Raw genomic sequence first — 23,394 nt, forward strand, 5'->3', positions numbered from 1 at the left:
AGAGGGTAATCGCGTTGTGTGCGTTTAACATATTGGTTCATCACATTTTCCTCTGCCTGCGAGTTAAATGTGTCAACGCTATTTAGGACGGGTCAGCAGACATAAAAAAACCCGCCGAGGCGGGTTTTTTATTAGGCTTTACAATTAAGCGGTTTTCTTCGCTTTCTTGTCAGCTTTAGCTGCTGGAGCAGCTTCTTTTGCAGTCGATGCTGGCACGCTACCTTCTTCTACATAATCACGACCGTAGAAGGTATCCATCAGAATCTGTTTCAGTTCAGAGATCAGTGGGTAACGCGGGTTAGCACCGGTACACTGGTCATCGAACGCATCTTCAGACAGTTTATCAACGTGAGCCAGGAAGTCAGCTTCCTGAACGCCTGCTTCGCGGATGGACTTAGGAATACCCAGTTCAGCCTTGATGCTTTCCAGCCATGCCAGCAGTTTTTCGATCTTAGCAGCAGTACGGTCGCCCGGTGCGCTCAGACCCAAGTGGTCTGCGATTTCAGCATAACGACGACGCGCTTGTGGGCGGTCATACTGGCTGAATGCAGTCTGCTTGGTTGGGTTGTCATTCGCGTTATAGCGGATAACGTTGGAAATCAACAGGGCGTTCGCCAGACCGTGAGGAATGTGGAACTGTGAACCCAGTTTGTGCGCCATTGAGTGGCACACACCCAGGAAGGCGTTAGCAAACGCGATACCGGCGATGGTCGCAGCGTTGTGTACACGCTCACGAGCAACTGGGTTTTTAGCGCCTTCGTTGTAAGATGCTGGCAGGTTTTCTTTCAGCAGTTTCAGTGCTTGCAGAGCCTGACCGTCAGAGAATTCGCTAGCCAGTACGGAAACGTAAGCTTCCAGTGCGTGAGTCACGGCATCCAAACCACCGAAAGCACACAGGGACTTAGGCATATCCATCACCAGGTTGGCATCAACAATTGCCATATCTGGAGTCAGAGCGTAGTCCGCCAGCGGGTATTTCTGACCAGTTGCATCATCAGTTACAACAGCAAACGGGGTCACTTCTGAACCAGTACCGGAAGTGGTGGTAACCGCGATCATTTTCGCTTTTACGCCCATTTTCGGGAACTTGTAGATACGCTTACGGATGTCCATGAAGCGCAGCGCCAGTTCTTCGAAGTGAGTTTCTGGGTGCTCGTACATAACCCACATGATTTTCGCAGCATCCATCGGTGAACCGCCGCCCAGCGCGATGATCACGTCTGGTTTGAAGGAGTTCGCCAGCTCTGCACCTTTACGTACCACGGTCAGAGTTGGATCCGCTTCTACTTCGAAGAATACTTCAGTTTCAACGCCAGCTGCTTTCAGAACAGAAGTGATCTGGTCTGCATAGCCGTTATTGAACAGGAAACGGTCGGTAACGATCATCGCACGTTTGTGACCATCAGTAATCACTTCGTCCAGCGCGATTGGCAGAGAGCCGCGGCGGAAGTAGATAGATTTCGGAAGTTTATGCCACAACATGTTCTCAGCTCGCTTAGCAACGGTTTTCTTGTTGATCAGGTGCTTAGGACCCACGTTCTCAGAGATGGAGTTACCACCCCATGAGCCACAACCCAGAGTCAGGGAAGGCGCGAGTTTGAAGTTGTACAGGTCACCGATACCACCCTGTGAAGCAGGGGTGTTGATCAGGATACGTGCAGTTTTCATTTTGTCGCCGAAGTGCTTAACGCGCTCTGGCTGGTTGTCCTGGTCTGTGTACAGGCAAGAGGTGTGGCCGATGCCGCCCATCTCAACCAGTTTCTCAGCTTTAACAACAGCGTCTTCGAAGCTCTTAGCACGATACATAGCCAGAGTTGGAGACAGTTTTTCGTGAGCGAATGGCTCCGAATCGTCAACAACGCTAACTTCACCAATCAGGATCTTGGTGTCAGCCGGTACAGTGAAGCCTGCCAGTTCAGCAATTTTAGTTGCTGGCTGACCAACGATAGCGGCGTTCAATGCGCCGTTTTTCAGGATGATGTCCTGAACAGCTTTCAGCTCTTTACCCTGCAGCATGTAGCCGCCGTGGGATGCAAAACGTTCGCGCACTGCATTGTATGCAGAGTCAACAACGATAACTGATTGCTCGGAAGCACAGATTACGCCGTTGTCGAAGGTTTTAGACATCAGGATAGAAGCAACAACACGTTTGATGTCGGCAGTTTCGTCAACAACAACAGGGGTGTTACCTGCGCCAACACCGATTGCTGGTTTACCGGAGCTATATGCTGCTTTAACCATGCCTGGACCACCGGTTGCCAGAATCATGTTGATATCTGGGTGGTGCATCAGAGCGTTAGACAGTTCGACAGATGGCTGGTCAATCCAACCAATCAGATCTTTAGGTGCACCAGCAGCGATAGCAGCTTGCAGAACGATGTCTGCGGCTTTATTGGTCGCGTCTTTTGCACGTGGGTGTGGAGAGAAGATGATCGCGTTACGAGTCTTCAGGCTGATCAGAGATTTAAAGATAGCCGTTGAAGTTGGGTTAGTCGTTGGCACGATACCGCAGATGATACCGATTGGCTCAGCGATAGTGATAGTCCCGAAGGTGTGGTCTTCATCCAACACACCGCAGGTTTTCTCATCTTTATAGGCGTTGTAGATATACTCAGAAGCAAAGTGGTTTTTGATCACTTTATCTTCAACAATACCCATGCCAGATTCGGCAACGGCTAGTTTCGCGAGAGGGATTCGAGCATCAGCGGCAGCCAGAGCGGCGGCGCGGAAGATTTTATCAACTTGCTCTTGAGTAAAGTTGGCATATTCACGCTGGGCTTTCTTGACGCGCTCTACAAGTGCGTTAAGTTCAGCGACATTAGTTACAGCCATAATGCTCTCCTGATAATGTTTAAACTCTTTTAGTAAATGAGCTGCTCGAGTCGACAGTATAGTCAGCGGGCAACAGCTTGCGTAGAAGAGGGCCACGACTATCCAAAAACTTCCCAAAACATCTTGCTGATTTACTAAAAGAGCCTTATCGAAAAAACCTATTCATGGTCTGAATCATACGCTCTTCAGATGTTTCCAAGAGTACTCACTTCTGAGTAGGTTTTTTGTGACTTGCATCACATTATCCTAAGGCTGACTCCATTCAGCATGACAGATTCAGGTTATTGATAAGTCTTTAAAATTCTTGTCACAGCAAAGCTAAAACAAACTACCATATTTTCAACAAGTGAGTAACAATATTGTTTAATATCGCAATTGCGCATAAAAGTAGTTATCTATGCTGCGAAAGGGCGTAGCGCCAGAACTGGTTTTCCATTACATTACCGCGGCCTTTGCTACGTTCATTTGCGGAGTTTTTAGTGGCTCAATCCTTATTTGATTTGCCAACCTATTTTAAGTTCTTTATTGGCCTGTTCGCGCTGGTAAACCCAGTTGGGATCATTCCCGTGTTTATCAGCATGACCAGCTACCAAACCGCGTTGGCGAGGAATAAAACAAACCTTACCGCCAACCTGTCAGTAGCGATTATTTTATGGACGTCGTTGTTCCTCGGTGACGGTATCCTCCAATTATTCGGCATATCAATTGATTCCTTCCGAATTGCCGGCGGCATTCTGGTGGTGACCATTGCGATGTCGATGATCAGCGGTAAACTGGGTGAAGATAAACAGAACAAACAAGAAAAATCAGAAAGTGCTATTCGCGAAAGCGTAGGCGTCGTTCCGTTAGCTCTTCCATTAATGGCAGGTCCTGGTGCAATCAGTTCGACTATTGTCTGGGGCACGCGATACCACAGCTGGAATTATTTAATCGGTTTTACGATTGCCATTGCGCTCTTTGCTTTTTGCTGTTGGTTAGTTTTCCGTCTAGCTCCTTTGCTAGTGCGCCTGTTAGGGCAAACGGGGATTAACGTTATTACCCGTATAATGGGTCTGTTATTGATGGCTCTGGGTATTGAATTTATTGTGACTGGTCTGAAAACCATTTTCCCAGGATTATTAAGTTAGTTCTGCTGAAAGCTACATATGAAAAAGCAGAATAACCATTCTGCTTTTTTTTGTTAAATTCCCACCAACTGATTTGAATCATAAGCGCTGCTGTTCTTTTCACTAGAAAACCATTCATAAGAAAATGCTTTGGAAACCGTATATTAGCGGCCCCGGCATTTGTCCGTTGTACATAAAGTTAACAATCAAATCGTTATTTAACTAACCCTACACAATGATGCTTGCTGCGGCTTTATTGAGATGATATTAGTTAATCAAGCTGTCTTGCAGATGAATGTGCTAAAAAATAACCAATTGTTAATTTTATGTGAACGCCAGTGTGTTGTGTTCATGTTGCAACAGAACAAACCAGATTAACACTGCAATTTCTTTATTTTTTAGCGTGTTAACTCGACGAAATGCATTGATGCAGCATCTTTCCAGACGACGTTCTGGATAGATAAAAGAGAAATGGTTAACAAATTTGCAAATTGTATTGGCGGGAATTAGGTGCTTTTGATACTTTCCGGACAACACAATTATCTGAAAAATGTTTCATTTACAGATGACTCATCAAAATCAACCTCAGTACAGGGTAGGTTGATTAAGAATCGACGGAGCAGGGTGCCATAAAGAGCATCCCCCAAATAAAGTCGGTGATAGCAAGTAAGACAAAAAATAAAGCCTGGCAGTTGCATAACGCTCTTGCACTGTAAAGGAACCCCTGAGGGGAAGAGGCTGGCTTTCGGGTCGGTAATTATAATGAGTGGAGTATCAACACAATGTCCATCATCACAAAAAAAAGTCTGGTAGCAGCAAGCATTTTATCCGCGCTAATCGTAGGCAATGTGGCCATGGCGGCCGAAGTTCCTGCCGGTGTTCAACTGTCAGAAAAGCAAACGTTGATTCGCAATAACGGTGCTGAACCACAGTCTTTGGACCCAAACAAAATTGAAGGTGTTCCTGAGTCAAACGTGAGCCGTGACCTGTTTGAAGGCTTACTGATTACCTCTCCAAAAGACGGCCACCCAATTCCGGGCGTGGCAGAGTCCTGGGATAATAAAGATTTTAAAGTCTGGACCTTCCATCTGCGTAAAGATGCGAAATGGTCTAACGGCGAGCCAGTCACGGCACAAGATTTCGTCTATAGCTGGCAGCGTCTGGTTGATCCAAATACTGCTTCCCCATACGCAAGCTACCCGCAATACGGCCATATCGTAAACGTTGATGCCATCATCGACGGCAAAATGAAACCAAGTGAACTGGGCGTAAAAGCCATTGACGACCACACGCTGGAAGTCACTCTGAGCGAGCCTGTTCCTTACTTCTACAAACTTCTGGTTAACCCGGCGATGTCCCCGGTGAATAAAGCGGCCATTGAGAAGTTTGGTGAGAAGTGGACCCAACCTGCCAACATCGTGAGCAACGGTGCTTACAAACTGAAGGACTGGGTGGTTAACGAACGTATCGTGATGGAGCGTAATACCAATTATTGGGATAACGCGAAAACTGTTATTTCACAAATTACTTATCTGCCAATCTCTTCTGAAGTCACGGATGTTAACCGCTACCGCAGCGGCGAGATTGACATGACATATAACAACCTGCCAATCGAACTGTTCCAGAAGCTGAAAAAAGAAATTCCAGCTGAAGTACACGTTGACCCGTACCTGTGTACTTATTACTACGAAATCAACAACCAGAAAGCTCCGTTTAACGATGTGCGCGTCCGTACCGCTCTGAAACTGGGCCTGGATCGTGACATCATCGTTAATAAAGTGAAGGCGCAGGGCGATCTGCCAGCTTACGGCTACACGCCTCCTTATGCTGACGGTGCAAAACTGACTAAGCCTGAGTGGTTCTCATGGACTCAGGAAAAACGTAATGAAGAAGCTAAGAAATTGCTGGCTGAAGCGGGCTACACCAAAGACAAACCGCTGACCTTCGACCTGCTGTACAACACTTCCGATCTGCACAAGAAACTGGCCATCGCTGCCGCTTCTATCTGGCAGAAAAACCTCGGTGTGAACGTTAAGCTGGTAAACCAGGAGTGGAAAACCTTCCTTGATACTCGTCACCAGGGCAACTACAACGTTGCACGTGCAGGCTGGTGTGCGGATTACAACGAACCGACTTCCTTCCTGAACACCATGTTGTCTGGCAGCTCAATGAACACCGCGCATTATAAGAGCCCGGCCTTTGACGCCATCATGGCGGAATCGCTGAAAGCAACAGATGAAGCACAACGTGCCGCCGCGTACGATAAAGCGGAACAGCAGTTGGGCAAAGATTCTGCAATCGTTCCGGTTTATTACTACGTGAACGCCCGTCTGGTGAAACCATGGGTAGGCGGTTATACCGGCAAAGACCCGATGGATAATATCTATACTAAAGATATGTATATCATCAAACATTAATGGCAATTCGTGGGGTAAGTTTTACCCTTCATACTTCACGCTGCAGGTGCGTTAACTGCGCTCATTCACCCCAGTCACATAGTTTGTCTATGTTCCTGGGGATTCATGAGTTTGTTGCCTTCCTGCACCGTGAATTATTTAGGGTAAAAAGGGTAGGACTTACCCCATCGTGTCTTATTTAATCGCATGCTAAAGGCACAGCCAGAAGGTACGGGCAATGTTGAAATTTATTCTACGTCGTTGTCTGGAAGCAATTCCGACACTCTTTATTCTTATAACTATTTCATTCTTCATGATGCGTCTTGCGCCGGGTAGTCCATTCACCAGCGAACGCGCGCTTCCGCCAGAAGTGATGGCGAACATCGAAGCTAAATATCATTTAAACGATCCAATCACGACACAGTATTTCAGTTATTTGAAACAACTGGCACACGGTGATTTTGGCCCGTCATTTAAATACAAAGATTATTCAGTAAACGATTTGGTCGCCTCAAGCTTCCCTGTCTCGGCAAAATTAGGTGCTGCTGCATTTATCTTTGCGCTTGTTTTAGGTGTTTTAGCGGGGGTCATCGCCGCACTGAATCAAAATACCAAATGGGATTACGCCGTAATGGGGGTGGCCATGACGGGGGTTGTTATCCCGAGTTTCGTGGTGGCGCCATTACTGGTTCTGATATTTGCGATAACACTTAAGTGGCTGCCCGGAGGCGGGTGGAACGGCGGTGCCATTCAATACATGATCCTGCCGATGGTTGCACTTTCATTAGCTTATATTGCAAGTATCGCGCGTATCACTCGTGGCTCAATGATTGAAGTGCTGCACTCTAACTTCATCCGTACAGCTCGCGCTAAAGGTTTGCCAATGCGTCGCATTATTTTGCGCCACGCGTTGAAACCGGCTCTGTTACCCGTACTGTCATATTTGGGCCCAGCTTTTGTCGGTATTATCACCGGCTCGATGGTGATTGAAACCATTTACGGGTTACCGGGTATTGGCCAGTTGTTCGTAAACGGAGCGTTGAACCGTGACTACTCACTGGTTCTGAGCCTCACCATTCTGGTAGGCGCGCTGACGATTCTCTTTAACGCGATTGTTGACGTGCTGTACGCCGTTATCGATCCAAAAATCCGTTACTGACACTGGAGTTCGCCATGATGTTGAGTAAGAAAAACAGCGAGGCGCTGGAAAACTTCAGTGAAAAACTAGAAGTAGAAGGCCGTAGCCTTTGGCAAGATGCCCGTCGCCGTTTTATGCATAACCGTGCCGCGGTTGCCAGTTTGATTGTTCTGGCGATTATCGCGCTGTTCGTGGCCTTTGCGCCGATGCTGTCGCAGTTTAGCTACTTTGATACCGACTGGGGAATGATGTCGGCAGCACCAGATATGGAATCCGGGCACTACTTTGGCACAGACTCCTCCGGTCGAGATCTGTTAGTTCGCGTGGCAATCGGCGGGCGTATTTCTCTGATGGTGGGTGTCGCTGCGGCGCTGGTCGCGGTAGTCGTTGGCACATTATACGGCTCGCTCGCGGGTTATCTGGGCGGTAAAACCGACTCAGTGATGATGCGCTTGCTGGAAATCCTCAACTCCTTCCCATTCATGTTCTTCGTGATTTTGCTGGTGACCTTCTTTGGGCAAAACATCCTGCTGATTTTTGTGGCAATCGGGATGGTTTCCTGGCTGGATATGGCGCGTATCGTCCGTGGCCAAACTCTAAGCCTGAAACGTAAAGAGTTCATCGAAGCAGCCCAGGTTGGCGGTGTCTCTACCGTTAACATCGTTGTTCGTCACATTGTGCCAAACGTACTTGGCGTGGTGGTGGTTTACGCCTCGCTGCTGGTGCCAAGCATGATCCTGTTCGAGTCTTTCCTGAGCTTCCTGGGTCTGGGTACACAAGAGCCATTAAGTAGCTGGGGTGCATTGCTGAGCGATGGTGCCAACTCCATGGAAGTGTCCCCATGGTTGCTGATGTTCCCGGCAGGCTTCCTGGTTATCACTCTGTTCTGTTTCAACTTTATCGGCGATGGCCTGCGTGATGCCCTCGACCCGAAAGATCGTTAAGGAGTGCCGCGATGAGCACAATTGAAAATTCTGCGGTGGTGACTCCACTGAGCCAGACTTCTACGCTGTTAGACGTAAAAGATCTGCGCGTCACCTTTGGTACTCCAGATGGTGACGTTACGGCGGTAAACGATCTGAATTTCAGCCTGCGCGCCGGTGAAACACTGGGTATCGTAGGTGAATCCGGTTCCGGTAAATCGCAAACAGCATTTGCGTTGATGGGCTTGCTGGCGGCGAATGGCCGTATTGGCGGGTCGGCTAAATTCAACGGTAAAGAGATCCTGAATCTGCCAGAGAACCAACTCAACCGCCTGCGTGCAGAGCAGATTTCCATGATCTTCCAGGACCCAATGACCTCACTGAACCCTTACATGCGTGTAGGTGAGCAGTTGATGGAAGTGCTGATGCTGCACAAGAAATTGGGCAAAGCCGAAGCCTTTGAAGAATCTGTTCGTATGCTTGATGCGGTAAAAATGCCCGAAGCGCGTAAGCGTATGCGCATGTTCCCGCATGAGTTTTCCGGTGGTATGCGTCAACGTGTGATGATTGCGATGGCACTGCTGTGCCGTCCAAAACTGCTGATTGCCGACGAACCGACCACTGCGCTGGACGTCACCGTTCAGGCGCAAATCATGACGCTGCTTAACGATCTCAAACGTGAGTTCAATACTGCGATCATCATGATTACCCACGATCTTGGCGTAGTCGCCGGGATCTGTGACAAAGTGCTGGTGATGTATGCAGGTCGTACTATGGAATATGGCCAGGCGCGCGACGTGTTCTACAACCCGGTTCATCCTTACTCCATCGGCCTGCTCAACGCGGTTCCACGTCTTGATGCTGAAGGCGAATCTTTGCTGACCATTCCTGGCAATCCACCAAACCTGTTACGTCTGCCGAAAGGTTGCCCGTTCCAGCCACGTTGCCCACACGCTATGGAAATCTGCAACACGGCTCCGCCGCTGGAACAATTTGGTGAAGGCCGCTTACGCGCTTGCTTTAAGCCAGTGGAGGAGTTGGTATGAACGCCGTGACACAAGATAAAAAAGTCCTGCTGGAAATTGCAGACCTCAAAGTTCACTTTGATATCAAAGACGGCAAACAGTGGTTCTGGCAACCCTCCAAAACGCTGAAAGCGGTTGATGGCGTGACACTACGTTTGTACGAGGGTGAAACGCTGGGTGTGGTAGGGGAATCAGGTTGCGGAAAATCGACCTTTGCCCGTGCCATTATCGGCCTGGTCAAAGCCACCGAAGGCAGAGTTGCGTGGCTGGGTAAAGATCTGCTGGGGATGAATCAGGACGAGTGGCGCGATGTGCGCAGCGACATCCAGATGATTTTCCAGGACCCGCTGGCATCACTCAACCCGCGTATGAATATCGGCGATATTATCGCTGAGCCGCTGCGTACCTATCACCCGAAAATGCCGCGTCAGGAAGTCCGTGACCGTGTGAAAGCGATGATGATGAAAGTGGGCTTGCTGCCTAACCTCATTAACCGTTACCCGCACGAATTCTCAGGCGGCCAGTGTCAGCGCATCGGGATTGCCCGCGCGCTGATCCTTGAGCCAAAACTGATCATCTGTGACGAACCCGTTTCGGCACTCGATGTATCCATTCAGGCTCAGGTGGTGAACCTACTGCAAAAACTGCAACGTGAAATGGGACTGTCGTTGATCTTCATCGCCCACGACTTGGCGGTGGTAAAACACATTTCAGATCGCGTCCTGGTGATGTATCTGGGTCATGCAGTTGAGCTGGGTACTTACGACGAGGTGTACCACAACCCGCTGCATCCTTACACCAAAGCCTTGATGTCTGCGGTACCCATTCCCGACCCGGATTTGGAAAGAAACAAAACGATACAACTTCTTGAAGGGGAGTTGCCATCGCCTATTAACCCGCCGTCAGGCTGTGTTTTCCGTACCCGTTGTCCTATTGCTGGGCCAGAATGTGCCAAAACTCGCCCGGTGCTGGAGGGCAGCTTCAAGCATGCCGTTTCCTGTCTTAAGGTAGACCCGTTATAATCTCGCAGGGCTGGCATGATGCCAGCCCTTTTTGTTTGTGAGGTTACTTGCCTGTGCTTATTCTTGTTACCCGTCAGCGGATGTACCATCTTCTCTTTGATCAAAAAACGCGCTCAGGCCGACGCTTTGAAGCGTTATGCGGGTTATTCGCTTTACTCAGCGTGATTGCGGTCTTTATCGAGTCAGGACTCGGCACGCAATACCATCTGACCTACGATGAATGGCAGCTCTTTGTGGCTCTGGAAATTGGCTTCACTCTGCTGTTTACGCTGGAGTATATTCTGCGGGTGCTGTGTTGGCCTGACCCCAGAAAGTACGTCTTCAGCTTCTGGGGCTTCATCGATCTGGCGACGATTTTGCCGCTGTACGTGTTGTGGCTGTGGCCTGAAATAGGCGTCAATTACGTGTTTGCGTGGCGCGCAATGCGTGCAATCCGCGTACTTAGAATACTCAAACTGCTGCGCTACATGCCGACGTTGCACACCTTATGGCAAGCTATTGTTAATGCTCGACACCAATTGATTCTGTTCTATTCCTTTATTCTCATCGTGATGGTGGTCGCTGGTGGCCTGATGTACGGCATTGAAGGGCCGCCAAACGGTTTTACTAACCTGGGGACGTCGGTGTACTGGGCGGTGGTGACGGTGACGACAGTGGGGTATGGCGACATCACTCCGCATACCGGGCCGGGGCGCATGGTCGCTTCAATTCTTATCTTGATTGGTTACTCGGTGATTGCCATCCCAACCGGGATTATTACCGCGCATATGACTAACGAGTTTCAGAAACAGCGGAATTCCCGTTTGTGCCCAAACTGCCATAAAGGCAATCACGACGAAGAGGCTCGATTCTGCAAATCCTGTGGGAGTGCGTTACCTAAGCTGTAGGTCAGATGTAAATGGCGGATGACGCTAACGCTTATCCGCCCTACAAAGGCTTACTCGCGCCAAAGAATATGGCAGAGTTTGTGGTCTTTTTCGCGGCACAACAGTACACGTGCGAAGATGTCGTTAATTTCACCGCCATCGGTATCGGCCAGGCCAATCACCACTTCGGCGAAGAAATCAGGGTTCAGATCGAAATCCACATGTTCCTGCCAGTCTTCTGCCGGGTCAAAAAGCTCAGCACCGCCGCGTTCTTCAAATTGCAGATTAAACAAAATTACATCGGCCGGGTCGAGGTTATCGACCGCCAGCTCAAGAAAAATATCGTAAGCCTGCTCGAGGGTTTCATCTTCTGTCAGGCGATTGTTCAGATCCATTTCCATGTCTGGTTCCACTTATTAAATACTGATGCGCCACGTTTTACAGCAACGGGCTAAAGAAGTAAAACAGTCGCTCTACCACGCGCTGCCACATTGGACGCTTAACCCACAAACGCTGGTCTAACAGGCGAGAGCGGGAGATATAATCGTCTTGTACCGCCGCCAGATCGCTGGCAAAACCGGAGTCATCAATCACCAGCGTAATCTCGAAATTAAGCCACAAGCTGCGCATATCCAGATTCACGGTACCGACTAAACTCAATTGCCCATCGACCAGCACACTCTTGGTGTGCAGCAGACCGCCTTCAAACTGGTAAATTTTCACCCCAGCAGCCAGTAACTCAGTGAAGAAGGCTCGGCTCGCCCAGCCCACCAGGAGAGAGTCATTCTTGCGTGGGACAATAATACTCACGTCGACGCCACGTTGCGCCGCGGTGCAAATAGCATGTAGCAAATCATCACTCGGGACGAAATAAGGCGTCGTCATAATTAAATATTCACGCGCCGCATAAACTGACGTTAGCAGCGCCTGATGAATTAAGTCTTCCGGGAAACCAGGACCTGAGGCAATGGTATGAATGGTATGCCCGGTCGCCTCTTCAAAAGGCATAATATTCGCGTCTGGAGCCGGTGGTAAAATACGCTTACCGGTTTCTATCTCCCAGTCACAGGAATAAACAATCCCCATCGCGGTGGCGACCGGGCCTTCCATACGCGCCATTAAATCGACCCATTGCCCGACGCCAGCATCCTGTTTAAAGAAACGCGGATCGACGAGATTCATACTGCCGGTGTAAGCAATGTAGTTATCGATCATCACCATTTTACGGTGCTGGCGTAAATCCATACGGCGCAGGAACACACGCATCAGGTTAACTTTGAGCGCCTCAACCACTTCGACGCCAGCGTTACGCATCATATTCGCCCACGGACTGCGGAAGAACGCGACGCTACCCGCAGAATCGAGCATTAATCGGCAATGAATCCCGCGACGCGCGGCTGCCATCAGCGATTCAGCAACCTGGTCAGCTAAGCCCCCTGGCTGCCAGATATAAAACACCATCTCGATATTGTGGCGAGCCAACTGGATGTCACGAATCAACGCGTGCATCGTTTCATCTGACGTGGTGAGCAGTTGGAGTTGGTTGCCTTTGACACCGCCAATCCCCTGGCGGCGCTCACACAGCTGGAACAGTGATGTCGCCACTTCGCTGTTTTCTTCGGCAAAAATATGTTTGCAGCTTTTAAGATCGTTCAACCATTTGGCGGTTGATGGCCACATGGCACGCGCGCGCTCTGCGCGGCGTTTACCCAGATGCAGTTCGCCAAATGAGAGATAGGCGATGATCCCAACCAGCGGAAGAATATAAATGATAAGAAGCCATGCCATGGCTGAAGGAACTGCACGACGCTTCATCAAAATTCGTAGCGTCACGCCGGCTATTAAAAGCCAGTAACCTAAAATTATCAGCCAACTAAAGACTGTATAGAAGGTTGTCATCGTTCAAAAATCCTTTAGAAACCGTATGCTTTTGAGTTTACGCACAACAGCCAGCGGTTAACACTAAAACTATACCCAAAATTGGGAATACGAGCAGCCAGCGGGCCAACAGCTTGAAGTGTGACGGGTATAATCGTAAAACGACTGGTCTGTAGGGCAGAAGGCACTATAATGGCGCGTCTTACATGCAACCCGAGTCGTAAAAATGAGGCGTAGTAGAACTGAGGTCGGACGGTGGCGTATGCTTCGTCAGACGCAACGGCGCAGATCGCGTTGGCTGGAAGGTCAGTCACGCCGCAACATGCGCATTCACGCCATCAGAAAGTGCCAGACAAACCGCGCGCGTAATTCCTTGCTGTTTGCTATTCACGATCAATGGGCGTCGTAAAGAAAAGGGCACCGCTCGCGGTGCCCAGTATCATTTAGCTGCGACCTTTAGAAGAAATGCATCGCAAGTACAATAATCAGAACTGTTATTGTGGCCGCCGCCACTAACACCATTGGGTGACTGGCCAGCCAGGCATTCCAGCGAGCTTCCTGATTTCCCACCGATTGCTTATGTTGTTCATAAGACTCATCAAAAAGATCCATGAAAATTTCCCGACAAATTCAATAACAGCATTAACTTAAAATTACCCATTCAGTACGCTGCGCATTGTCACCTTTTGTGAATCTTTGAACAATGTTTCCTGGTTATCCAATGTTATTTGTAGAGGGTCGCCTCTCCGTAGACCTGCCCATCATCGCTACTCTCGGTCGTGATCGTATAGGCTGATGCACCGTTGTTTATTGCTTCTGCTTTAAGGGAGTTTTCCACTTCTTCAATAGTGCTCCCCCTTGCTGTGAGGGTGCCGCTTTGTTGGTTATAAGAGGTTTCATCGGCGAGAGTATCAACAGCCAGGGTCGTTATCGGAAGGGCTATCAGGACCGCAGCTACTGAAAAATAAAGTAAATTTTTCATCATTACATCCTCAAGGCTTACGAGTGATTAAAAGTAATTACCTCATAAAGTGTAGGTGAAATGACTTGGCGAAAAGTCAAAAAACGATGGGATAATTCTCATTTTGTTAATGCTAAAACATGACGAATTTGCTGTTTTGATTTTCATGCAACACTTGTGAATTGGAACCGTGTCAGCCGATCATGATTGCGCTCGGCAGTTAGATTTATTCAATAAACCGGATAACATTGACTACTATTAGGGGGAAGCCGCTAAAGGGTTGATTTTCGTAACCTAAGGAATGAATCATGTTGAAAAAATTCTGTGTTATTGCCGTGACAGGCGTTCTTGTTTCAGGCTGTGCATCCCAGAATGATTTATCCCCACAAGAAAAGAAATACCAACGTGTAAATGCCGCCGCGCATCAATGTGCAGAAGAAGTAAAAAATAAAACCATCGAATTAACCGCCAAAGGAATGTCAACTACCGTCCGTTGGACGACCTTACAGTATGTGGTGACAGGCTCCGATGGCACAGAAAATCTGCGCGCAGTTGAGTACAGAACGTCCACAGTTCTGGATAATGACGTACCGGGGAGTGCGTGGAAAATATGCATGCAAAATGCCGATGCGTTGGTCCCAGAGTTGAAGTTCTGAGTGTCGTATTCAGAAAGAAAAGGCACTTCAAAATACGATGAGTACTTATTTGTGCCCTTTATGAATTAAAGAATAAATCAGAAGACCTTTTTATAGGGCTTGATCGCGACCTGTTTAACGACGCCAGCGGCGATATAAGGATCGGCCTCGGCCCAGGCTTGTGCATCTTCTAGCGACGCAAACTCAGCAATAACCGTTGAACCGGTAAAACCCGCAGCCCCTGGATCATTGCTATCAACGGCAGGCATTGGCCCCGCGGTTAACAAGCGACCTTCATCGCGTAAAAGTTGTAGGCGTGCAAGATGGGCAGGGCGCACAGCTAGCCGCTTTTCGAGAGAATCGGCATTATCTTCCGCATAAATGATATACAGCACGTGCAGCACTCCTTTTGATATGAGGGTTGTAAAATACGGTAAGTGAATGGCGCAAAGACTGCAATTGAAACATAAACAAGATGTTAAATCGCGGTCACGAATGGGGGAAAAACCTGCAGGTGGAAGGATAAAGAGCCACTTTCTTCGATGCGTTGTTGAATATGATTGCTATTTGCATTTAAAATTGACGCCTGTTTAAGAGACTTAAGCCATTATGACGTCAATGACCTTTGATTTACCTCGCCGCTTTCCATGGCCAACCGTTCTCTCGGTTGTGATACATGGTGCTGTTGTCGCGGGGTTGCTCTATACCTCGGTACATCAGGTTATTGAGTTGCCAGCGCCCGCACAGCCTATCAGTGTCACCATGGTGACCCCGGCTGAGCTCGAACCCCCACAACCTGAAGTGGTGCAACCGCCTCCGCAGCCGGTAGCAGAACCTGAGCCAGAACCGATTCCCGAACCGCCAAAAGAAGCGCCGGTAGTCATCCATAAGCCTGAGCCGAAACCCAAACCAAAGCCTAAGCCAAAGCCGGTGAAAAAAGTGGAACAGCCGAAGCCAGAAGCCAAACCGGTTGAACCCCGTCCAGCAACTGCGGTAACTAACACGGCACCAGCTCGTCCGGCACCGGTTGCTAAAACGGCACCAGTGGCGTCTACCGCTCCGGTTGCGACAGGGCCACGCGCGCTTAACCGTAATTCGCCACAGTATCCTTCTCGTGCACATGCGTTACGCATTGAAGGTAAAGTGCGGGTGAAGTTTGATGTTGGCCCGGATGGCAGCGTGAGTAACGTGAGCATCCTCTCCGCAACGCCTGCCAATATGTTTGAGCGTGAAGTGAAAATGGCGATGAAAAAATGGCGCTACGAAAGCGGAAAGCCAGGCCAGGGTTTGATTGTCAATGTGGTCTTCAAACTTAACGGCGGCGCAACGATGGAGTGATCAAGCTCCTTGCCAAATAAAAACGGAACCTAATGGTTCCGTTTTTTGTTTATAAGCTGTACTTACAAGAAGGTGTAACTCAAATTCACACCCACGCCATAATTGCGCCCCGGTGCAGGTTCGAAGTAGCGACCATTACTTTCGTTGACGATGACAGAGCCGACATATTCCCGATCAAATAAGTTATCGACACGCCCCCAAACATCCAACAGCCAGCGTTCCTGAATACGCAATTTGTAACCGCTGTTGAGCGAGGCAACCGTATAAGCAGGCGCCTGTTCGCTATTCTCATCATTGGCCTGAATGTCACTCATATAGCGAACGTCAGCACCGGCATAAAAACCTTCTGGCGGTGCGTATTCCAGCGCCGCGTAGCCCATGTTACGCGCAATACCCGGAATGCGATTTCCCTCGCAATTGTCTTCACCCCCACAAGCGTTACTGCGATACGTTGCATCCAGATAAGTCCACGCCATTTTTACGCGCCAGTCATAACCTAACTGGCTATCAGCAGAAAGCTCCATGCCACGACGGCGTGTCTCACCGGCATTTTTATAGGTTGTGCGGCCACCACTACTTTGGTCGGCAACAATCTCATCGTCGGTGTCTGTCTGGAATAGCGCGGCGGTCAACAAACTGTTGCCGACCCGGGTTTTGCTGCCGATTTCTATGGTGTCGCTGGTGGATGGCTTCAGACCGAAATTCAAACCCGCCTGGCCATTATCACGATAGGAGAGTTCGTTGATGGTCGGTGTTTCAAAACCGCGACCCGCAGAGGTATACACATTCCACGCATCGTTGACTGCATACTTCAGTGCCGCCGCTGGCAGCCATTTGTGATAGCTCGCGTCACCACTGTCATCGCCATTCCGGGCAGTAATGTATTCGTCATTCGAATCGAAATAAACCGAACTAAAACGCACACCAGCATCGAGACTCAGCTTATCGGTGAATTGCCACGCGGTTTGTAGATACGGGTCAACATTCCACATCAGATTACGTTCGTCACGGCGCAAATCGCCTTTCTCACCCAAAACCGTGGTGCCATTTTCGACCACAAAGTTTTCATAGCCTTTGCGCTTTTCTGACATGGTTTCGTAATCAAGACCCGTGGTAAATGTCACTGGGACAGATAGCAGATTGCCACGGTGCGTCCAGCGTGAATCAATCCCCTGATAATGGCGGCTCAGCTCAATCACACCGCCGGGATGTGTTGGGTTTAACTGCGGAGCGACGGGTATCGATTGGTATTGAGTGGTTTCGCGCACACCTGCATAGGTCATGACACTGAGGTCATCATTAGCGGTTAATTGCCTGTCGTAACGCAGGCCGGCCTGCGATTGTTTTGTGGTTTTACGCGTATTGTACTGCTCAGCGCGAGGTGCCTGAGTGGGGTTGTCGTGCCATTCCTGCTCGGTTAAACCGCCTGGGTCGTTGGCATCAATATCGACGCTATTGAGCAGCAGCGTCAATTTACTGGCTTCATTAAGGCGCACACCCAATTTGGCGTTACCGAGATTTTTTTGCGCGCTACTGTGGTCACGATAACCATGAGTGGTAAAGCGCGAAGCCGAAACCGCGTAATCGACATCGCCCGCTTGTGTGCCATCGCCTGTTGCACCGGTGGCTTTAATGCTGTTGCGCCAGCTTCCGAAACTGCCGTAATAACTGCTGGCTTCCAGCGTTGGTGGCTGAGTTCCGGTAGTGGTGCTGACATTCACCACACCGCCAGAAGCGTTACCGTAAAGTGCGGAGAAGGGGCCACGTAACACCTCGATACTTTCTACGCTATTGATGTCGATATTTGAGGTTTGGCCCTGGCCATCAGGCATGGTTGCCGGAATGCCATCGACATACATGCGTACGCCACGCACACCGTAAGTGGAACGCGAACCAAAACCACGAACCGACAACTGTAAATCCTGCGCATAGTTTTGACGGTTCTGGACTTGCAAGCCTGCAACACTGCCCAGGCTCTCGGAAAGATTCACACGCGGTGCCGCCTGGCGCATATCATCGCCATTAACAACACTCACAGCCGCAGGCGTATCCAACTCGGAAATCGTGCCTTGTGTTGCAGTCACGACCATCGTCTCTTCTGCCGCAAGCGCGGGCAGGGCGAACGAAGAAAGGGCCGGAACTAAGATAAGTGGAAGCGACAGCTTTCCATGTTGCACAATTTTCATCAGACATTTTCACAGGTAGGAACATTTACGCTCCGGACGAACCATCTGGAACATTCAAGTGCATATGTTAATACTTGTGATGAATGTTTGAAAAGTGTTAACGGCACATAACGTTAATGCGATGAAAAACGGCAGGCTAAAAAAATAGCCCCAAAATGGGGCTATCAGATGGCTGACAAAGGCCACTAAACAGGTGTTGCAGGGGGATTAGCGATAGCGTCATCCACCCTTTGCGCAAGTTTTGTCAGCTGGCGTTGTCTTCGTAGTGTTTATTAACATCGTGAGCGAGTTCATGGACACGTTTACGTGCACCAAACCAGCCAATGACAAGCACCAAAGCAATCAATGGGATAGAGGCGATGGTGTAGGTTCCATTCGGGTAATCAAAGGCCATCAACACTAACACGCTGAACAGGAATAACAGCGTCAGCCACGAGGTGAAAGGCGCACCCGGCATTTTAAAGCTGACATCTGCGGCTTTGCCTTCTTTAATCGCCTTGCGTAAACGCATCTGGCAAACCACGATAAACGCCCAGGAAGAAATAATACCCAGCGAAGCCACGTTAAGGACGATTTCAAATACCTGCGACGGCACCAGGTAATTCAGGAATACGCCAATCACATACACTCCAAGCGTCACCAGAATACCCGCGTAAGGGACTTGCTGCTTGCTCATTTTCGCCATGAATTTAGGCGCTGAACCGCCCATCGACATCGAACGCAAAATACGTCCGGTGGAATAGAGGCCAGAGTTCAGGCTGGATAATGCCGCACTCAGAACCACCATATTCATAATGTCGCCGATATACGGCACGCCGAGTTTTGAGAAGAAGGTGACAAATGGGCTTTGCCCGGCTTGATAGGCATTCCATGGCAACAACAGCACCAGTAAAACCACCGAACCGACGTAGAAAAGACCGATACGCCAGATAACGCTATTAATGGCTTTTGGTACCATATTCTGCGGGTCTTTACACTCGCCAGCCGCCGTACCCACCAGTTCAATCGAGGCGAAGGCAAATACCACGCCTTGCACCAGCACTAATGCCGGTAATAAACCGTGTGGGAAGAATCCGCCGTTATCGGTAATTAAATGGAAACCCGTGGTATTGCCATCGAGCATTTTCCCGCTGCCGAGGAAAATAGTACCCACCACCAAAAAGACCACGATGGCGAGGACTTTAATTAACGCGAACCAAAATTCCATTTCGGCAAACCACTTCACGCCGATCATGTTCATGGTGCCGACTATACCCAGTGCGCACAGTGCAAATACCCATTGCGGTACATCACCGAAGGCACCCCAATAATGCATATATAAAGCGACAGCGGTAATGTCGACAATGCCGGTCATTGCCCAGTTGACGAAGTACATCCAGCCTGCAACATACGAAGCTTTTTCACCGAGAAATTCACGGGCGTAAGAAACGAAGCTGCCGCTTGATGGGCGATGGAGCACCAGCTCGCCCAGTGCGCGTAAAATGAAGAAAGAGAAGATCCCGCAAACCAGATACACCAGCGCTAACGCCGGGCCTGCCATTTGCAGACGAGCACCTGCACCTAAAAACAGACCGGTGCCAATGGCGCCGCCGATGGCAATCATTTGTACCTGACGATTACCCATCGCTTTGTGATAACCGGAATCATGAGAATTGAGCCAGCGTCGCTTGGCTGCGTGTTTTTCTGCTTCCGTTTTGTGTGTTGCTTTCATGTTAACCCTGTTCCCTTGTTAAAAGATCCCCGTGCATTTGCCTGGCATTTTTATAACTTCAGCGCCATGGCAAATCGGGCGCTAGATCCTATACAGGATTGTTAACGGACGCTAATGTCTTTTTTTGAAAAAGGGGGTTGGGGCGCGAAAAAAATGTTACGAAAATGCAACGCGGAAAACCCGCGCTGCATAGAGGAAGATGCGAGGAATCAGCGGCGCTGCCAGCTTATCGCGTAGTGATAGTGTTTTTTATCAAGCCAAAACTCGGGTGATACGCTCGGGCTCCAGGAGTCATCGCCACCTACGCCCATATGGAAACCATCCAGATTTAAACAAGTTCCAGCTTGCTTGACCAATAAATGGCGATGCGAGGTTTCGCGCAATTGTTGTTGGCTAAAGCGGCTGATATTGAAATGGAAGTTCCCCTGCCAAAGGTTGTCGCCATATTCCAGCCTCTGGGTAGCGCAGCGCAGGCCGTTTTCGGATGGGAAAACATACGGCGTATACAGATCTTCAAGCGGGCGCTGCCAGTGGCCAAATAATGCCGATTGCTGGCGATCAGGGTAGTTTTCATGCGGCCCCAGCCCCAGCCAACTGACAGGCGCATCAATTTGCGCTAACTCGCAAGTCAGCCCGATGCGCGCCGGAGGCGGGGTGCCAAAAGCGACCTCAACATCAACGCTAATATGCAGTGTGCCTTCGCAATCAATACGCCAGCTTTTATGGCTGACAAACAGCGTTTTCCCGTTGTGCTGCCAGCTATGTGTGGTGCGGATCAGCACTTCGTTGGCCAGTTGTTCGGCTTCACAATTTTGCAACTGGGATTCCAGTTGATACATGCCCGCCGCTTTCCAGCGTTCGACCCAGGCGTTGGGATCGATACGGCTGGCTTCACTGACGCCAATGTCGTTATCCAGCGGGGCGCGAGTGAACTGGTCTTGCAGTGGTTGCAGCAGTGCGGGTTGCTGCGCTTTCCACCACTGGCTTAATAAACCGGTTTCACGATTGAACTGCCAGTGGTGCTTGCCGAGGCGAATAGTGAAATGACAATGGCTGGTTTCAAGCCCTGGCGTTTCACCGCTAAATGGCAGCGGTGTGGTGCTGAGTATGCCCGGTAACTGCCATTGATCCCAGGCGCAAACATGCCCGGCTTCACACCAGTCGGTAGCGTGGATTTGCTGCACTTTCACCGTCAGCCACACGTCGCCATTTTCGGTTATCGGCGGCAGGGCATCAAAAACCAGGTTCTGTGTGCCTTCAGGGGCAATATCTAACAACACTTCACCTTCTGCGAGCAGCACTCCAGCTTGCGAAACCTCCCAAATCAGGCGCTCGTTATCGCTAGGGCGGAACAAATATTCGCTTATCACCTCAAGGCGCAATGGGGTTTCACGATGCAGGGCGAACTGAAAAAACTGCTGTGCTTGCTGGGCTTCATACAGCGCCGGATGCGGTGTGCGGTCGGCAAACACCAGGCCATTCATACAGAACTGCCGATCGTTTGGTTTGTCGCCAAAATCACCGCCGTAAGCTGACCAGGCTTCACCGTTTTCGTCATGTTTAATCAACGACTGGTCGACCCAATCCCAGACAAAGCCGCCTTGTAAGCGAGGATGCTGGCGGAATGCTTGCCAGTATTTGTGGAAGCCGCCAAAGCTGTTGCCCATGGCGTGGGCATATTCGCAAAGGATCAGCGGGCGTGTTTCATCCGGCATGCCGATCCACTTTTTAATCGACCATTTTGGCACCGCCGGGAACGGCTGATCCTGGTCGACACGCGCGTACATCGGGCAAATGATATCGGTGGCAGCACTGTTGGCACCGCCGCCTTCATATTGCACCGGGCGTGTGGGGTCGAATGATTTTATCCAGCGATACAGAGCGTCATGGTTCGCGCCATGCCCAGACTCATTACCGAGCGACCAGATGATAATAGAAGGGTGGTTAACATCGCGTTGTACCATGCGCGTGACGCGTTCTGTCATCGCAGGTAGCCAGACCGGGTCGTCACTCAGGCGATTCATTGGCACCATACCGTGGGTTTCAATGTTCGCCTCATCCACCACATATAAGCCGTAACGGTCGCACAGCCGATACCACAATGGGTGATTGGGATAATGCGAGCAGCGCACGGCGTTGAAGTTGTGCTGCTTCATTAACACAATGTCCTGGCGCATGGTTTGTTCGTCCATGACCTGGCCGTTAAGCGGATGATGTTCATGGCGGTTGGTGCCACGGATCAGCAATGGTTTACCGTTTAACTTCAACAACCCCTGATGGATTTCAACTTTACGGAAACCGACATCATAAGCTTCTGCTTCGATCGTCGCGCCCAGGTTATTGCGTAACGTCACCACTGCGCGATAAAGGTGGGGTTGCTCGGCACTCCACAGCAGCGGGTTGGCGACCGCAATTTTTAATGTTGTGCGGTCAGAGTATGCACCACGTTCATCAATAATCTCACTGCCGAGGACTTGTTGTGTTTCGCCGACGCAATCTTCGCCGTGCCACAATTGCAAGCTGACTTGTCCAGCGCTGTCGATATTGCTTTTAACAACCACCTGCGCTTGCAATATCGCGTGGCTAAAATCTTCGTTTAACTGCGAGCTGATACGCACATCGCTGATTTGTGTGGTGGGTTTATGCAGCAGCGTCACGTCGCGGAAAATCCCGCTCATACGCCACATATCCTGGTCTTCCAGATAGCTGCCGTCGGACCAGCGCAGCACCATGACCGCAAGGCGGTTTTGCCCTGAGTGCAGCACTCCACTGAGATCAAACTCCGATGGCAGGCGGCTGTCTTGCCCGTAGCCAATCCAGTGCCCGTTACACCACAAATGAAACGCTGAATTCACACCATCAAAAATAATCCGTGTCTGGCCGCTCTCAAGCCAGGAAGATTCGACACTAAATGTGAGCGAGTAACAACCAGTGGGGTTTTCTTCAGGAACGTGCGGTGGGGTGACCGGAATGGGATAAGTGACATTGGTGTAAATCGGCGCATCGAAACCATGCATTTGCCAGTTTGATGGTACCGGAAAAGTCTGTGCATCCGCTAAGTCCGCGTCCAGCCAATCTTCGGGAACCTTCTCGGGTTGCGTAAAGTAGCTGAACTGCCAGTCCCCGTTCAGGTGTTTCACACTTTCTGAAACTGCGTCTTCGCGCGCAGCCCGTTCATTACGCCAGCTGGCAAACGGTGGATGAGCTGGCAGGCGGTTTAATTGCGTGACTGCCGGGTTTTCCCAGTCACGGCGGCCAAGAATCGCTGCCAGAGAGGCGGCAACAGTACCTGATTGAATTGTCATGCTGGAGGTTCCTTTACATTTTTGTGATGCGCTCACAATTTATAGCAATATGATTTTTGTCACTGGCAAAGT

At 49.9% G+C, this 23,394-nt stretch carries 19 protein-coding genes; 10 read left to right on the plus strand and 9 right to left on the minus strand.

Annotated features, from left to right (window positions below; genetic code table 11):
- Window positions 1-144: 144 nt before the first annotated feature.
- Window positions 145-2,832 carry a bifunctional acetaldehyde-CoA/alcohol dehydrogenase gene (gene adhE / locus EC843_RS00005; protein WP_121815560.1) on the minus strand — a complete coding sequence of 896 codons (2,688 nt, stop codon included), beginning with the start codon at window positions 2,830-2,832 and terminating at the stop codon, window positions 145-147.
- Between the two features lie 479 nt (window positions 2,833-3,311).
- Here adhE and EC843_RS00010 point away from each other — a divergent pair, with 479 nt between their 5' ends.
- The 7 genes from EC843_RS00010 (at window position 3,312) to EC843_RS00040 (ending at window position 11,329) form a co-directional block, all read left to right on the plus strand.
- Window positions 3,312-3,959 (plus strand): YchE family NAAT transporter, encoded by a 648-nt coding sequence (locus EC843_RS00010; RefSeq protein WP_064547324.1) that lies wholly within the window; start codon window positions 3,312-3,314, stop codon window positions 3,957-3,959.
- A gap of 761 nt (window positions 3,960-4,720) precedes the next feature.
- Window positions 4,721-6,355, plus strand: a complete 1,635-nt coding sequence (gene oppA, locus EC843_RS00015) for an oligopeptide ABC transporter substrate-binding protein OppA (protein ID WP_064547322.1) — start codon at window positions 4,721-4,723, stop codon at window positions 6,353-6,355.
- 217 nt (window positions 6,356-6,572) lie between these two features.
- Window positions 6,573-7,493, plus strand: a complete 921-nt coding sequence (oppB, locus tag EC843_RS00020) for an oligopeptide ABC transporter permease OppB (RefSeq protein WP_064547319.1) — start codon at window positions 6,573-6,575, stop codon at window positions 7,491-7,493.
- A gap of 14 nt (window positions 7,494-7,507) precedes the next feature.
- Window positions 7,508-8,416: an oligopeptide ABC transporter permease OppC gene (oppC, locus tag EC843_RS00025; RefSeq protein WP_064547317.1), complete on the plus strand. Its 909-nt coding sequence runs from the start codon at window positions 7,508-7,510 to the stop codon at window positions 8,414-8,416.
- An 11-nt stretch (window positions 8,417-8,427) separates the two neighbouring features.
- Complete coding sequence (locus EC843_RS00030; RefSeq protein ID WP_133521328.1) at window positions 8,428-9,441, plus strand: ABC transporter ATP-binding protein; 1,014 nt, start codon at window positions 8,428-8,430, stop codon at window positions 9,439-9,441.
- Window positions 9,438-10,442, plus strand: coding sequence for a murein tripeptide/oligopeptide ABC transporter ATP binding protein OppF (oppF, locus tag EC843_RS00035; RefSeq protein ID WP_064547313.1), 1,005 nt, complete (start codon window positions 9,438-9,440; stop codon window positions 10,440-10,442). Before EC843_RS00030 ends, oppF begins: the two co-directional genes overlap by 4 nt.
- A gap of 80 nt (window positions 10,443-10,522) precedes the next feature.
- A complete protein-coding gene (locus tag EC843_RS00040; protein ID WP_133522038.1) occupies window positions 10,523-11,329 on the plus strand; it encodes an ion transporter in 807 nt (268 codons plus the stop codon).
- A gap of 50 nt (window positions 11,330-11,379) precedes the next feature.
- Here EC843_RS00040 and EC843_RS00045 read toward each other — a convergent pair whose 3' ends face one another.
- Both EC843_RS00045 and cls read right to left on the minus strand, forming a co-directional pair.
- Entirely contained in the window at window positions 11,380-11,709 is a 330-nt protein-coding gene (locus tag EC843_RS00045) for an HI1450 family dsDNA-mimic protein (RefSeq protein WP_034455830.1), read from the minus strand.
- Window positions 11,710-11,746: 37 nt separating this feature from the next.
- Window positions 11,747-13,207: a cardiolipin synthase gene (gene cls / locus EC843_RS00050; protein WP_064547309.1), complete on the minus strand. Its 1,461-nt coding sequence runs from the start codon at window positions 13,205-13,207 to the stop codon at window positions 11,747-11,749.
- Window positions 13,208-13,412: 205 nt separating this feature from the next.
- Here cls and EC843_RS00055 point away from each other — a divergent pair, with 205 nt between their 5' ends.
- Window positions 13,413-13,595 carry a YciY family protein gene (locus EC843_RS00055; RefSeq protein ID WP_074388575.1) on the plus strand — a complete coding sequence of 61 codons (183 nt, stop codon included), beginning with the start codon at window positions 13,413-13,415 and terminating at the stop codon, window positions 13,593-13,595.
- Between the two features lie 47 nt (window positions 13,596-13,642).
- Here EC843_RS00055 and EC843_RS24430 read toward each other — a convergent pair whose 3' ends face one another.
- Together EC843_RS24430 and EC843_RS00060 are read right to left on the minus strand one after the other, a co-directional pair.
- On the minus strand, window positions 13,643-13,798 hold the full coding sequence (locus EC843_RS24430; protein WP_157092958.1) for a hypothetical protein: 156 nt from the start codon (window positions 13,796-13,798) through the stop codon (window positions 13,643-13,645).
- Between the two features lie 112 nt (window positions 13,799-13,910).
- Window positions 13,911-14,168: a DUF1471 domain-containing protein gene (locus EC843_RS00060; RefSeq protein WP_064547307.1), complete on the minus strand. Its 258-nt coding sequence runs from the start codon at window positions 14,166-14,168 to the stop codon at window positions 13,911-13,913.
- A 287-nt stretch (window positions 14,169-14,455) separates the two neighbouring features.
- Between EC843_RS00060 and EC843_RS00065 the strand changes: the two genes are divergently transcribed.
- On the plus strand, window positions 14,456-14,803 hold the full coding sequence (locus EC843_RS00065) for a hypothetical protein (RefSeq protein ID WP_064547305.1): 348 nt from the start codon (window positions 14,456-14,458) through the stop codon (window positions 14,801-14,803).
- A gap of 77 nt (window positions 14,804-14,880) precedes the next feature.
- Here EC843_RS00065 and EC843_RS00070 read toward each other — a convergent pair whose 3' ends face one another.
- Window positions 14,881-15,177: a YciI family protein gene (locus tag EC843_RS00070; protein WP_064547302.1), complete on the minus strand. Its 297-nt coding sequence runs from the start codon at window positions 15,175-15,177 to the stop codon at window positions 14,881-14,883.
- Window positions 15,178-15,400: 223 nt separating this feature from the next.
- On the opposite strand from EC843_RS00070, the gene tonB reads away from it, so the two are divergent.
- Window positions 15,401-16,120, plus strand: coding sequence for a TonB system transport protein TonB (gene tonB / locus EC843_RS00075; RefSeq protein WP_133522039.1), 720 nt, complete (start codon window positions 15,401-15,403; stop codon window positions 16,118-16,120).
- Between the two features lie 62 nt (window positions 16,121-16,182).
- On the opposite strand, the gene pqqU is transcribed toward tonB, so the two are convergent.
- The 3 genes from pqqU to EC843_RS00090 all read right to left on the minus strand — a co-directional run bounded on the left by pqqU (window position 16,183) and on the right by EC843_RS00090 (window position 23,322).
- Window positions 16,183-18,306, minus strand: coding sequence for a TonB-dependent receptor PqqU (gene pqqU / locus EC843_RS00080; RefSeq protein WP_133521329.1), 2,124 nt, complete (start codon window positions 18,304-18,306; stop codon window positions 16,183-16,185).
- Between the two features lie 244 nt (window positions 18,307-18,550).
- Complete coding sequence (gene ansP, locus EC843_RS00085) at window positions 18,551-20,017, minus strand: L-asparagine permease (protein ID WP_064547296.1); 1,467 nt, start codon at window positions 20,015-20,017, stop codon at window positions 18,551-18,553.
- 209 nt (window positions 20,018-20,226) lie between these two features.
- Window positions 20,227-23,322, minus strand: a complete 3,096-nt coding sequence (locus EC843_RS00090; protein WP_133521330.1) for a beta-galactosidase — start codon at window positions 23,320-23,322, stop codon at window positions 20,227-20,229.
- Window positions 23,323-23,394: the final 72 nt, after the last annotated feature.

The organism is Buttiauxella sp. JUb87, from assembly GCF_004361975.1.
In the GTDB taxonomy this organism is placed as follows: Bacteria; Pseudomonadota; Gammaproteobacteria; order Enterobacterales; family Enterobacteriaceae; genus Buttiauxella; species Buttiauxella ferragutiae.